Annotated in this window: 15 protein-coding genes and 1 tRNA gene; 6 read left to right on the forward strand and 10 right to left on the reverse strand. The window is 50.9% G+C overall.

Annotation, left to right across the window (positions count from 1 at the left end; genetic code table 11):
• Positions 1–41 precede the first annotated feature (41 nt).
• Positions 42–2231: a radical SAM protein gene (locus MRJ96_01725; GenBank protein ID MDR4500163.1), complete on the reverse strand. Its 2190-nt coding sequence runs from the start codon at positions 2229–2231 to the stop codon at positions 42–44.
• 420 nt (positions 2232–2651) lie between these two features.
• Here MRJ96_01725 and MRJ96_01730 point away from each other — a divergent pair, with 420 nt between their 5' ends.
• Positions 2652–3101: a response regulator gene (locus MRJ96_01730; GenBank protein MDR4500164.1), complete on the forward strand. Its 450-nt coding sequence runs from the start codon at positions 2652–2654 to the stop codon at positions 3099–3101.
• 8 nt (positions 3102–3109) lie between these two features.
• Here MRJ96_01730 and MRJ96_01735 read toward each other — a convergent pair whose 3' ends face one another.
• From MRJ96_01735 to MRJ96_01750, 4 genes are all read right to left on the reverse strand, one after another.
• The gene (locus MRJ96_01735; protein ID MDR4500165.1) at positions 3110–4300 is read right to left on the reverse strand and encodes a methyltransferase; all 1191 of its coding nucleotides are present in this window, start codon (positions 4298–4300) and stop codon (positions 3110–3112) included.
• 88 nt (positions 4301–4388) lie between these two features.
• The gene (locus MRJ96_01740) at positions 4389–4706 is read right to left on the reverse strand and encodes a hypothetical protein (protein ID MDR4500166.1); all 318 of its coding nucleotides are present in this window, start codon (positions 4704–4706) and stop codon (positions 4389–4391) included.
• Positions 4703–5707, reverse strand: a complete 1005-nt coding sequence (locus tag MRJ96_01745) for a D-glycerate dehydrogenase (protein MDR4500167.1) — start codon at positions 5705–5707, stop codon at positions 4703–4705. The genes MRJ96_01740 and MRJ96_01745 overlap by 4 nt, the downstream gene beginning before the upstream one ends.
• 8 nt (positions 5708–5715) lie before the next feature.
• Positions 5716–6720 carry a hypothetical protein gene (locus tag MRJ96_01750; GenBank protein MDR4500168.1) on the reverse strand — a complete coding sequence of 335 codons (1005 nt, stop codon included), beginning with the start codon at positions 6718–6720 and terminating at the stop codon, positions 5716–5718.
• Between the two features lie 230 nt (positions 6721–6950).
• On the opposite strand from MRJ96_01750, the gene MRJ96_01755 reads away from it, so the two are divergent.
• Positions 6951–7103: a hypothetical protein gene (locus MRJ96_01755; GenBank protein ID MDR4500169.1), complete on the forward strand. Its 153-nt coding sequence runs from the start codon at positions 6951–6953 to the stop codon at positions 7101–7103.
• Between the two features lie 76 nt (positions 7104–7179).
• Entirely contained in the window at positions 7180–7971 is a 792-nt protein-coding gene (locus MRJ96_01760; GenBank protein ID MDR4500170.1) for a tetratricopeptide repeat protein, read from the forward strand.
• Positions 7972–8263: 292 nt separating this feature from the next.
• Here the strand turns inward: MRJ96_01760 and MRJ96_01765 are convergent, their stop codons facing one another.
• Complete coding sequence (locus tag MRJ96_01765; GenBank protein ID MDR4500171.1) at positions 8264–8947, reverse strand: SprT-like domain-containing protein; 684 nt, start codon at positions 8945–8947, stop codon at positions 8264–8266.
• 133 nt (positions 8948–9080) lie between these two features.
• Here MRJ96_01765 and tadA point away from each other — a divergent pair, with 133 nt between their 5' ends.
• The 3 genes from tadA (at position 9081) to MRJ96_01780 (ending at position 10222) form a co-directional block, all read left to right on the forward strand.
• The gene (gene tadA, locus MRJ96_01770) at positions 9081–9629 is read left to right on the forward strand and encodes a tRNA adenosine(34) deaminase TadA (protein ID MDR4500172.1); all 549 of its coding nucleotides are present in this window, start codon (positions 9081–9083) and stop codon (positions 9627–9629) included.
• On the forward strand, positions 9610–9981 hold the full coding sequence (locus tag MRJ96_01775) for a hypothetical protein (GenBank protein ID MDR4500173.1): 372 nt from the start codon (positions 9610–9612) through the stop codon (positions 9979–9981). The genes tadA and MRJ96_01775 overlap by 20 nt, the downstream gene beginning before the upstream one ends.
• A 151-nt stretch (positions 9982–10132) precedes the next feature.
• A tRNA-Ser gene (locus tag MRJ96_01780) sits at positions 10133–10222 on the forward strand.
• Between the two features lie 177 nt (positions 10223–10399).
• Here MRJ96_01780 and MRJ96_01785 read toward each other — a convergent pair.
• The 4 genes from MRJ96_01785 to nqrF all read right to left on the reverse strand — a co-directional run bounded on the left by MRJ96_01785 (position 10400) and on the right by nqrF (position 13414).
• Positions 10400–10813 carry a CBS domain-containing protein gene (locus tag MRJ96_01785; GenBank protein ID MDR4500174.1) on the reverse strand — a complete coding sequence of 138 codons (414 nt, stop codon included), beginning with the start codon at positions 10811–10813 and terminating at the stop codon, positions 10400–10402.
• Positions 10814–10870: 57 nt separating this feature from the next.
• On the reverse strand, positions 10871–11095 hold the full coding sequence (nqrM, locus tag MRJ96_01790) for a (Na+)-NQR maturation NqrM (protein MDR4500175.1): 225 nt from the start codon (positions 11093–11095) through the stop codon (positions 10871–10873).
• On the reverse strand, positions 11092–12027 hold the full coding sequence (locus tag MRJ96_01795; protein MDR4500176.1) for an FAD:protein FMN transferase: 936 nt from the start codon (positions 12025–12027) through the stop codon (positions 11092–11094). The genes nqrM and MRJ96_01795 overlap by 4 nt, the downstream gene beginning before the upstream one ends.
• 163 nt (positions 12028–12190) lie before the next feature.
• The gene (nqrF, locus tag MRJ96_01800; protein MDR4500177.1) at positions 12191–13414 is read right to left on the reverse strand and encodes an NADH:ubiquinone reductase (Na(+)-transporting) subunit F; all 1224 of its coding nucleotides are present in this window, start codon (positions 13412–13414) and stop codon (positions 12191–12193) included.
• Positions 13415–13438 lie beyond the last annotated feature (24 nt).

The following is a 13438-nucleotide window of genomic DNA, read 5'->3' on the forward strand; positions in this document are numbered from 1 at the left end:
CATCCCTGCGTTACTCACACAACCTCACGTTCTGATCTTTGCTATACCAACAACAATCCAATCGCGCGTGCCATAGCACATGCCTTCGTCGCAAAAAATGCATCAAACCCCTTCGCACCGCCAAATGGAAAATTTGAACGGACCTGTTTATAGACAGGGTACCCTTCCTGATCCTTTGCTCGATGGGGCGTCGCGCACTGAATGACGTCCAACAGCCAATCCGCATACTCGTGAGGCAGCGTCATGGTCTCATCAACTGTCCGGTTGGGGAGTATGAGACGACATCGATTCCCCCTTATGATTTCTTTGACTGGCGTTCCTCCCACCCACACGAATTTCCGTTCCGGCAGGGATGAATCGTTCGAAAAACCACCTGACAAGACTCGTTTCACCCAATCGCGTCGAACGCGCGGCTTGGGGACTCGCTCAGGAAACCAGGAACGAACGTCTTGCTCCAATCCCTCACCCTCCTTGAAATACAACAGAGCCCTGCGAAGTCCTTCTCCGAGCCACTCCGGGGTTTTGACATGCAGATCCTCATGCATCAGGTCATTCTCCGCGAACCCTTCAAATTGTACATTCATGAGACGTATGCCGTATGTGTCTGGGTGCAGTCCAATCGGACTATGGACCGTCGCCGTGAATCGATGCCAAAAGGCCGATTGAATCAAATCGCAGGCAAACATTTGCCGCACACGCTCTAAACTTTCGACGGTTTCCGTGATGGTTTCACTGGGCAATCCGTACATTAAATAGGCATGAATGAGAATGCCCGCCTCACGAAAAGCCGAAGCCACTTCGACCGTTTGATCGACGGTGATGCCTTTTTTCACGAACTCCAAGAGTCGGTCCGAGGCGGCCTCCAGCCCGGCGCTCACAGCGATACAGCCGGAGGCTGCTAGCAAACGGCAGAGGTCCCCCGTAAAGGTGGACTCAAATCGAATGTTCCCCCACCAGGAAATCGTGATTCCTCTCTCCAGCAGCGACAGCGCCAAACTCTTCAGTCCTGCCGGAGGAGCGGCTTCATCCACAAAGTGAAACCCCCGTTTTCCCGTCTCTGCAATCAACGTCTCAATTCGATCAGTGAGTACCTCACTGGGCGAGGCTTCATAACGACCGATATAATCGAGCCCAATATCGCAAAACGTGCATTGCTTCCAATAACACCCATGCGCGACGGTGAGTTTGTTCCAATGACCATCTGACCATAGGCGATGCATGGGGTTGAGCGTATCCAATATGGTCACATAGCGATCTAATGGTAACCCGTCATAGGTGGGAGTCCCTAACTCCATTTGGGCAATATCCCGATTCAAGGGGTCATGACGCCATTGGACTGTCTTCTCTGTCCTTATCCATGTCCGACACAGGGCGGTTTCCGGTCGCGTGCCAGCCATATGCTCCAAGAGACAGAGTATCGGACGCTCGCCATTATCCAGGGTAATATAATCGAGCAGATCAAATACCCTCGGATCGCTGACCCGCCTCAGTTCAGTATTGACATACCCCCCTCCGAGCATGACCTTCACATTAGATCTCTTGGCTTTTAGCGCCTGAGCCATTCGAAACGCTCCATACACATTGCCCGGGAACGGCACCGTAAATCCCACGATGGAAGGTTCTGTCGTTTCGATATGTCGCCAGAACGCTTCGAGCATGAACTGATCCGTCAGGCTTGGAGGTTCGGCTAACGCATCCAGGATTTGATCGAATGACCGTGCCTCCTTCGCCACTGATTCCGCGTATCGATTCAAAGCAAAATGCGGACTCATGGTGGCCTGGATCATATCCGTAAGATCCTCGATATACAGAGAGGCCAATCGTTTCGCCTGATCAGTGACATTCGTTCGCTGAGGTTCCCTGACTTCCTCGCCGACCGAACGTGGGCCGTGAGGAAGAAAGTTACCTTGACAAATACGTGGAGCGAGCGTGGGATTATGACCTTGGAGGAAATTGATCACCGGGTCAATCGTATTAAGGTACGCACGCTCTAAGCTCAACATTTGTAAAGCTTCGCCTGGAAGGTGAGGGCTGAGGAGTCTTAATTGCTCAAACACTCTCGTTAAGCCATCACGGGAAAACAGTCCCAGGACCATCTCGATCCCCACGTCAGCTTGCTGAACATGATAGCCACGGGAACGAAGAAAGCCCGTTAAGTACGCCGTGGATGGGTAGGGGGTGTTTAATTGCGTTAATGGAGGTATCACAAGAAGCAAGGTTGGCCGGTTCATGATCACCTACAAGACCTCCATCCCTACGAGACAGAGACCGACGCTCCGTTTCGAGCAGCGGTATACTCGGACAGAAACTTCCCAAACTTAGAATAAAGCCGACAAAGACTCGTTATTGGAAATTCAACACATATCATCATCAATCTGCCTGCCTCCCAAGCCAGATAGTCTCATGCAAACGGATAATGAACACATGCGTCATTTCTTTTTTCTGATGTCCTTTCACGATGGTCTGTTACCTTGCGTCAACTTTCATTCATGTTATTTCCCAGCAACTACCGGCTCGCCCTTAATCCAAAACAAACTTGTACCGATACAATACACGTCTGGATGACAGCAAACACTCGTCACCATCAATGGTGACGCACCCTGAAACTCCAACGCAGCGACTATGGTGGACCGGGCATAACCTTTGTTCAGATGCTAACCCAAGCCATCAAAATTCTATTGGTCGAAAATGATCAAGAAGAAGTCTACTCTCTACAGGAAGCCTTGACGGTCTCTCAGATCGTGAGCGTCGACGTTCAGGAGGTGGAAGACGGGGAACAGGCTTTGGCCTACCTGCGCCAGGAGCACCCATTCCTGGATGTTCCGCGCCCCAATCTCATACTCCTAGACGTAAAATTGCCTGGCGTCAGCGGGCTCGAAGTCCTTGAAGAAATACATCAGGAACACCATTTACGACAGATTCCGATCGCCATCCTCTATCATGACAGCAAGCCACGTATCTCGACCAAAATCCAAAAGCCACCCATGCCCCGCTACGTCTTCAAAAAACCCACCAATTGTAACGAATGGATCTACATCCTCCGTTGCATTGAAGATGTATGGCTCACGATTACAGGCATTCCCAGCCAACGCGTCCTGTAAACACGTTGTCACTCATGCCCTCCGTCACGTTCCCTTCCGGACCGTTGACTCTTTCTATTGAACCCACGAACCATCTTAAATTCGTAGAATCGGCATTCGAGATCTCCGTTGAATAATGGCACTTTACGGGTCGGCAACAGGCGAATCATCTTCGGCACTCGCCGGTCTGCCGTCAGAATATAGACGCGCCAACCAGCATAGTGCTTCTTCAGGACATCACCAAATTGCGGATAAAACCTGGCAAGGTCCGCATACTCTCCGACCCGTATCCCGTAGGGCGGATTGGTGATGAGTACGCCTGGGGCTGATGGAGGGAGCGCATCGAGGACATCGGCATGTTGCAAATGTATCAGCTCTTGAAGCCCCAGACTTTCAACGTTCCTGCGTGCAACCTGTAACGCACTGTGATTGCGATCGACGCCGATCAACTTAAGGTCCACGGATTCATGCTGTTTGGCGATGCTCGCTTGACAGATCTTGTCCCACAGGCGAGCATCAAACCCACGGAGCTTTTGAAAGGCAAAGCGCCGCCCCAATCCGGGCGCCACTCGCTTGGCCATCTGTGCGGCTTCGATGAGAATCGTTCCACTCCCGCACATCGGATCTACCAACGGTTGTTCTTCCGTCCATCCTGAAAGTTTGAGCAAACCCGCAGCAAGATTTTCCCGCAACGGAGCTTCGGATTTTCCCTGAGGCCACCCACGTTTGAACAATGGCTCCCCAGTCGTATCGAGATAGATCGTCACGGTTTTCTCATCAAGGAACCCGGTAATTTGCACATCCGGTGTGCGCGTATCGACGTTTGGTCGCACACATTTTTTCCTGGAAAAGGCGTCGCAGACTGCATCTTTTATGCGCAAGGTGACAAAGTCGAGACTTTTCAAGGGACAGTCTTTGGCCTGCACTCTTACCTTGATCGTCTGTTTGGCTGAAAACCATTCCCACCAGGAAATTCCAAGCACGAAGCGATAGACGTCTTGCTCACATTGGTACCCGGCGCGATCGATTTGCAAGAGAACACGGCTAGCGATTCGACTTTCGAGGTTCACGTGATATCCGAGCGTGAAGGACCCTTGAAAACCGACGCCTCCCTGAATGGACCGTATATGCGATGCCCCCATTTGCTCTAATTCATCCGCTAACGCGGCTTCTAATCCTGGAGGACAGGAGGCAAAAAAGATATGACGAGACAAACTCATGGCATGACAAAGGAAAACGTTGGAGTCGCGCGGACCGGATTCCGGAGATTCAAGAGCAGACCATGCTTGTTGACAGACAGCCGCATATTTAATTGAGGTTGATCAGGTTCAAGGGAAAGTTATCATGATGAGGCGCATCGGGATGAGCGAATGAAAAGCCTCGCCCCTCTTGGTAATCAAGAGTCACCTCAACCATGCGCGGCGCACTGCGGCCCTCCACGGCAATGGTGAGTTGCTCGATTTCTTGAATTTCGTCATCGGGTTGAGTGACATTGTCGAGCGTGATGCTGAACGTGATCTTACGTTCATCTTGATCATGAACCTGAATGCGCACGATGGGGTCTTCTGGATGTTCACGAATGACGGCTTTTAGTTGTTGAATGGCCGAATGCGTAACCTTCATCATGCTCTCTCCTTTTTCGCGTTCCCGTAGACTTCAGGGTTTACGATAAACGGCAGCCGTTCTCCTTTGAGACCAGCCAAAAGATTGTCAGCGGTCATCACCGCCATCTTGCTTCTGGTAGCGACGGAAGCGCTGGCGATGTGCGGAACGATCAGACAATTGGACAGGGTTAACAGGCGGTCATTGACCGGAATCGGTTCAGGGTCCGTCACATCGAGTGCCGCATAGGCGATTACATGATGGCCGAGCGCTTCATACAACGCATCTGAGTCAATCACCCGGCCTCGTGCCGTATTGATGAGGATCGAGCTGGTTTTCATTCGTTGAAGTTCTGTCTTGCCGATTAAATGATGCGTCTGAGGCGTTAACGGCACGTGCAAGCTCACGAAATCAGACTCTTTAAGAACAGTCTGAAAATCACGAAATTCCACATCCTGCAGGCCTTCGTCTTGAGGGCCAACCTGCTTTGATGCACAACAAGCAAGCACCCGCATGCTGAAACCTTTCGCCCGGCGGGCCATTGCCTGCCCGATTCGACCGAAACCCACGATGCCCAGGGTAGCTTCATGTAGATCTTGCCCAAGTAAGAACGTCGGACTCCAGGTCTTCCATCTGCCTTCTTTTACGAAACTGGCGCCTTCGACGACACGTCGAGCCGCCGCCATCATGAGGGCAAAGGCAAAGTCCGCCGTCGTCTCAGTCAACACTCCCGGCGTATAGCCCACCGGAATTCCTCGCCTCGTGCATTCCGCGATATTGATATGATCATACCCGACGGCCATCGTGCTGACGACTTTCAGCGAACTCGCCACATCAAGCACAGGTTTATCGATTTGGTCTGTGAGTAAACACACCAGACCTTTCGCCGATGGAACGTGTTCCATGAGCCATTCGGTGGGGACAACCGCCTCCTTTTCCCACATCCGCACCTCACAGAATCGATCCAGCAGGTCTAATCCCGCTTGGGGAATACGCCTTGTCAACAAAATAGGAGGCTTCGACATGAGACGTTCTATCCGGCGAGCACAACGATGACAAACACCACATAGCAGAGGCCATTGAAGAGCAGATGCCAGGCTTTCACTGTCCCGGTCCTGACGAGAAACGACAGAAATGTGGCAGCCAACAGCGTCACGACCATTCCAATTAACGCTTCCGGTTTAGGGCTCCATGGCGTGATCAGGATCCCTAACGCAGGGAGAAGACTCCCCTGAAAAACCATGGCACCGGTAATATTCCCAAAGGCCAATGTATCTCGTCCCCGCCGAATCCAAATAACACTGTTGACTTTTTCAGGAAGTTCAGTCGCCAATGGAATAATCAACAACGACAGAGCCAAGGCCGAGATTCCTAAGAGCGGCGCGAGGTGTTCCACGCCATACACGAAGCCCTTGGCTCCCAGCATGATCAACACAAACCCCAAGGCCAACTGCACAAGAATCACGAAGAGATGCGTCGGGAGTCCGATTTTCGAGAAATACAGGGGATGATCCGCTTCAGTCGCATGCCCGTCATGGACCAAGCTGGCCGACGCCCGAATCGTCACCAACAGGTAGAGTCCGTAGGACATCACCAGCAATACACTAATGCCTCCCCGTACTGTCGTCCAATCTTGCGGAACAAAAGCGGCAATGACGCCTAACGCGAAGACATAATTGAACCAGGTTAAGTCTCGATTGAGCCCTGTCATTTCTGGCCGAAACACACCGTGCCATCCACGCTTTTGCGCAGCAAACCCAGCCATGAGCGCAAACGCCAAGGTCGCGAGCATCAGGGGGGCGCCTAATATCGCTCCAACTCCAACTTCATGCCGGACTTCCATCGACCCTGAGCTCGACAGAATGGCGAAAACGGGCACCATCGTCTCAGGCAGAGCCGTTCCGACGGCGGCGAATACTGATCCTGTGACACCTTCTGAAATCCCGAGCCGTTCACCTAAATGCTCCAGAGAATTAGTAAAGACTTCGGCCCCGATAAGAATCACGACTAACGAAACGCAAAGAACGAGAATTTCCATAATGTATACAGTCTTTCTTGAGGCATTTTCATAACCGTCATTCACGGCATGATTGACTGACGGATATCGAGCAGTCCTGGTGCGCGTTTTGCCAACCTTGCGACCTTACGATTTCATTGACTACACTAGAATATCTATCAGGCAAAGATATGGTAAGACTTCCCTTTCATCTTTGACTTTCATGCTTGGGCGAACCATAGAGTCCTCAACGACAACCGGAATATTGAACGATGACCGACATCTCTAGCATCCTCATCCTCACACTCGTCGTATCCGTCTTGTACTTTTTGGTCCAACGATGGTGGCGTCACCGCCAAGCCGCCAAGCTAGCCGACAAGCTCCTCCAGGAAGTCGTCAAAGGAAAAGATTCATTTCGCCGCTAATCACAGCTTGATTTATATTCATTGCATCGTCACTTCGACTTGAGCACACTAACACAATCAGGGCTCTCGAGGTTTCATGACCGACAACAATGCTGCTCGTCTTGGTGAAATTTTCTTTCACCGCGGAGACCTCTGTAAGGCACGAGATTGCTACATCCAAGCCGTCAATGAAACGAGGCAACGAGGATCTGAAGAAGCGTTAGCCCATATGCTCGGCAATCTCGGCAATGTATACGCCTTACTCGAAGACCATACTACTGCAGAAGCTCATTATCAGGAAGTACTTTCCCTTCAGCGTACGCAAAATGCCTGGGATGCCATCGGGCAGACGCTCGTTAACCTCGGCAACCTGAAGGCTGACACCGGCAAGGCCGAGTCTGCGATCGCCTACTATCTTGAAGCCCGCGACATCCTTCTTCAACAACAGAATGAACAGGCGTTAGGCACACTGTACACCAATCTGGCCCTCCAAGAAATTCATCTAGGCCAATCAACGGAGGCGATCGAACATTTTCAGCTAGCGTTGAACTATCATCGAAAAATCGGGAATGAGGATGGACTGGCCGCTACGTATGCGCAGCTCGGAAAAGCCTACGTTATCACAGGCCAGTTGAAAAACGCTGAAGCCTGTTTGAACAACGCCTCAGAACATTTCATCAAACTCGCCAATAAACCAGGGGAAGCGGGAGCGCTTCGGTTGCTGGCCGATGTGTATCGTCAACGTGGCGATACGGTTTCCGCTCTTCGATGCATCGAGCAGGCGATAGAAATCGATCAACGGTACTCTTTACCTCAATATGAAGAAGATCAGCAATTCCGTGACCAATTAGACGACAGTGCTTCGAAATCAAATCCAGCCAGACGTTGAACTTCTGATACCACTAATCCGCTAACCAATGGCAGGGCTGTTCGTGATAGCCGTTTCCAATAACTTCCGTCTGGTTCAACGTCGTACCGCGCGGAGTTTGTCGTCTGTATCGATTAGCACCTAACTGGATTCGCTGTAACTCACATGACCTCAGCCAGGCTCCAGCAGATACGATCATTACTCACACGATCACCCCACTGAGACTAAAGAGAGCCGCCGCCGACCAACAGATCAGGGATCGTCGAATGCCTGGTTGATTCAGGGTATGGTTGTCATCGTATGGCTCAGCGGATTAGTATCCTGAAAAGTTAAAGGCTAATTGCTGAGGTGAAAGGTTCTCTTCAAACTGGTTTGACTGGCGGCACATCGGAGAAATGGAATGAACCGCTTCCGATAGAGGCTCCCGTCTTTCCTCCTGATCGCTCCCAAACACTTCCCGTAAGGGCCCTGAGCAGATGCCACAGCGGTGGCGTCGAGGAGAAATCGTTCGGCGTTGACGAGGATAGGTCATACCACAAGCGACACATCTCCATCGATACTTGCAGAACTTTTCAACTTCCTCATATAACGTGTGCCGGATCGTAATACCGAGACCGTCCTGATTCATACGAAGCATCATCTCAGAAAAATCACGACCATGATTCGGACATTTTTTCTTGATATCATACTGCCATTGATGAATCATTTCATGCGCCAAGGTCCGAATAATCTCTGCTTCAGGCTGATGACGCAACAGCGGGAATGAGAGTCTGATACAACGGGCTGCTCCATGCCGTTCCTCTCGACTCACATGCCGGCTACGTGGGCCGACCTGACTCACAAACATCCCCGATGATGCCGTCAGCCGGGAGCTCCACTCAATCCTGATAGAAGGTAGCCGATCTTCAAAATACCGGCGAGAAAGACGAGCCCACCGGTCCTGAAGATCCGGGATCGTTACCGGAACTGTTTGTGAGAGAGAATGGAGAGCTTTCACAGGGGGTCAAACATCGACGTTCTGTACACGATCAAGTCCCTGATGATAGCATTTTTACTTCCATATCCAAAATAACCTTCATTTTTTCACGCTGCCAGCCGACAAGAAGGGAAAGGCCTTCACGAGACCTCTCTTGGGGATTCAGCTGGCACGTGAGCGCACGCTGAGGATCGGCTCAGCTCACTATCCTATGACTAACGCCCCTACTCGTCAGGACGATGAGTCGTTCATGCTGATGGCCCTGAAACAAGCCAACATGGCTTTCGTGGAGGGAGAAGTACCGGTCGGGGCCGTCATCATTCGAGATCGTCAGGTGATCGGCAGTGGGTACAACACGCGGGAAAGGGATCAAGACCCCACGGCTCACGCTGAAATGACCGCGATTCGAGCAGCCGCCTCCCGACAAGGAAGTTGGCGGCTCAATAATGCGACGTTGTACGTAACATTAGAACCATGTGCGATGTGTGCGGGAGCCTTAGTTCAAGCCAGGATTGGAAGGGTGGTTTTTGGGGCTTCAGACCCTAAAAGTCGGGCTTACGGATCGCTTGTCGACTTTCTCGCTGAGCCCCACTTTAACCATTTAGTGGAAGTGCAGGGAGGGATCTTGGAGGATACATGCAGTACTCTTCTGCAATCATTTTTCAAAAACCTACGGGATAATCATGTCATCAACCCAGAATAAAACCCCACAATCTATCGCGCGTGATGCCTGTATTCACTCAGCCAGCAAATGGCTCATGGTGTGTGCGTTACTCCTCATCGGAGCCGCAGGATGCAAGAACAATAACTCGGTCCTGCAAACCTGGGTGGGCAAGTCGGAGTCAGAACTCATCGCCAATTGGGGGAATCCGGATTTACGGAACACATTTGCCAATGGAGAAAAGATCTATACGTGGATCGATCAAGGAAAGAATCAATACGGTCCCTTTACCTGCCAAAAATCCATGACGATTAATCATAACCATACCATCACCAAGGGTATCTCCCGTGGCTGTCCTTCCCTGTCACTCATCGCCTCTTCTTCCAAGCAATAATCTCTCTTTTGCATCTTTTGCGTGTCCGGGCATAGATCAGGTAGTATCCGGAACATTGAAGCCCTTGAAAAGAATGTGATACCAACTATTACATTCTTCACCTGACAGTAATTGATTCACCAAATAAGCTCCACATTATCATAGGAAACACGGAGAGGTGCTGGAGTCCGGTCGATCAGGACGGTCTCGAAAACCGTTGTCCCGTAAGGGACCGTGGGTTCAAATCCCACCCTCTCCGCCAGCCTTTGTTGCGCACTATAAAATTCACGAAAAACACTCTCCAAGTCAAACTCATGCTCAATTTCAGGATGGGATTTGACAGGGGATTTTGAAAGGGGTATTCCCCTTCACGGGGCGATAGGAGAAAAGTAGGGAAATACTAAATACGGCAAGAAAGTCGTCTTACTTTCAGAATCCGTTACCACACACCCTGCTGGTGAAGTTTAACGAACCCCTTCATCACGTCCCGTCGACTGATTTGGCCTACAAGCCGGTTTTCTTTTAAGACCGGAAACCGGCGATACGGGGTCTTGGTGAAGAGTTCGGCTATTTCGATGATGCTGGCATCTACTTCGACAGCCTTCACCTCTTTGGTCATATAATCCCCCACGGTCCCTCCCCATTCGTCATGATAGGCCGCGTTCAACCCAACGCGAAGACAATCGCTTTCGGAGAGAAGCCCCACAAGGTTTCCCCTCAGGTCGATCACCGCAGCTCCTGACAGCCAATTTTCTACGAGAATTTTCATCGCTTCATGAATGTCCATGTCAGGGGTAAACGTCACAGGGTTGGTTTTCATAAAATCTTTGATCAGAAATGTGTTCAATGTCATGAAACACCTTTACTGCCAGGACATGTGGGTACGAGAGTTTTCCTGGCTACGTCTTCTTTATGTTATGGACGATTTTTGATATTTCCTCTGATCATGGGGACAGGGATCGCTTATCGACTTCTCCGTTTCACAAGGCATGGGACACACCATGCAATCGAGCCCTTGAATGGTTTTCAGTCCCCCGCAACTTCCTTGTAGACTTTTCCGTCCGGCAAGAACTCCAAGAGCCATCCCGACAACGGCCAAGATCATCAAGAGAAACGCGGCGCCAACGAGTATCATGCCGTTTCCTTGCCCGTCCCCAAGTGCGCCTGTATTGCAGGAGTTGCTCGTTCAAGATAGCCATCGTCGTTGGTCGAGATAAACAAGGAAGCGACTTGCTCGCGTCGCGCCAAGGCATAACCGGCCTCGGGGCCCAACACCAAAAAGGCCGTGGCAAGGGCATCGGCTTTCATACACGATTCAGCGATCACCGTGACAGATGTGAGATTATGTGTGATGGGTCTCCCGGTATTGGGGTTGATCGTATGCGAGAATTTAACGCCCCCGCGTTCGAAAAAATTTCGATAGTCTCCAGAGGTCGCTACCGCCTGATTTTCGAGATGCACCACACGATGAACCGTCCGGACCTTCGAGTTCGGTTGTTCGATCGCGACATTCCAGGGGTGCCCCTGCGCATTGTTCCCTTTCGCGCGAAGTTCACCGCCGATTTCCACGAGATAATCTGAAAGGTTGAGCGAATCGAGGTATGACACGACTTGATCGACGGCATAGCCCTTGGCGATCGCGGACAAGTCAACAGACAAACTCGGAAGATCCTTTCTCATCGCGCGAGGATTCTCTTGAAGATAAAGATGGGTATACCCTGTCAGTTTGAGACGAGCCTGGACATCCGCATCCGATGGAATCGTGTCTTCGCGTGAACTGGGACCAAACCCCCACAGGTCGACGAGAGGAGCCACGGATATGTCAAAAGCGCCTCCTGATAGCCGGCTCACTCGTAAAGCCTCCTTCATGACCTCGTACAAATCGGCCGATATCGGAACCCATTGCGTGGTCTGGTTTTGATTAAATTTGGATAATTCCGAGTCGGGTCGATAGGTCGACATACTCAAATTTATCCGGTCCAAAATCTGATCAGTCGCGGCCAGGGTGGTTTCTCTCGAAAGGGAGGACAAAGGATCAACGATGGTTACCGAATAGGTAGTTCCCATGGTTTTTCCGGCATACGTCATCTTGACAGAAGAGCCTGGAACGGAAGAACTACAAGAGACACAACTCACGAGGAAAATGCAGAGAACAAACGAAAAGCGCTGCGCTCGATTGCGCGAAAAAGACCGCCTCATTCTCGAATCACGGATAAAATCATCCACAACGCTACCCACCAAAATCATCAAGAAAGATCTGCGAACGTTCGACGCCAAGATCCTCGAGCATCTTCATGACGGCCGCATTCATCACCGGCGGCCCGCACATGTAATATTCACAATCTTCAGGAGCCGGATGATGTTTCAAATACTGTTCATACAGGACCTGATGAATAAATCCCGTGTACCCGGTCCATTGATCCTCGTCTTTTGGGTCTGAAAGTGCCACATGCCATCGAAAATTATCGTGTTCTCGTTGGAGCTGATCAAAATCCTCCAGATAAAAGATCTCTCGCTTACTCCGGGCACCGTACCAAAACGACATTTTTCGCCGAGAATGAAGACGGCGTAACTGATCGAAGATATGTGACCGCATCGGGGCCATGCCCGCGCCGCCGCCGATAAACACCATTTCATTATCGGTTTCTTTGGCAAAGAACTCACCAAACGGTCCCGAAATAAGAACCGTATCGCCCGGCTTTAAGTTAAAGATGTAAGAAGACATCCTTCCTGGAGGAATGGAAGTCTGAGCGCCAAATGGCGGAGTCGCGATACGAACATTCAGCATGATCAGGCTCCGTTCTTCAGGATAATTCGCCATCGAATACGCACGCATCACCGGTTCCGGCACATGAGATTCATATCGCCAAAGATCGGCACCATCCCAATCCTCTCGGTACTCCGGTTCAACATCAAAGTCGGAAAATTTCAAGTCATGCGGTGGACATTCAATCTGGATATACCCGCCAGCCTGAAAATTGACATGTTCGCCTTCAGGCAATTGGAGGACCAGCTCTTTGATGAACGTCGCGACATTGCGGTTGGATCGTACAGTACATTCCCACTTCTTCACTCCAAACACTTCTTCGGGAATTTGAATGGACATGTCCTGTTTGACTGTTACCTGACATGACAAACGGTCGCCTTCGGCGGCTTCGCGCTTATTGATATGGGATGTCTCGGTTGGGAGAATCGACCCGCCTCCTTCAAAGACCTTGACTTTGCATTGGGCACACGTGCCTCCCCCTCCACAGGCGGAAGATACGAATAATTGTGCATCCGCCAACGCACCGAGCAGTTTTCCCCCCACTGGGGCATGCACATCTTTTTCGCCATTAATTCGAATCGTGACGGTTCCAGAAGGCACCAGTTGCGACTTTGCGCCAATGATGAGGAACACCAAGGAAATTACGATGCTCGTAAACAGGGTCACACCTAGAACGATTTCAATCATGTTCGTGCCTCTGCAACACCCTTC

This window comes from Nitrospirales bacterium, assembly GCA_031315865.1.
Lineage (GTDB): Bacteria > Nitrospirota > Nitrospiria > Nitrospirales > UBA8639 > JAGQKC01.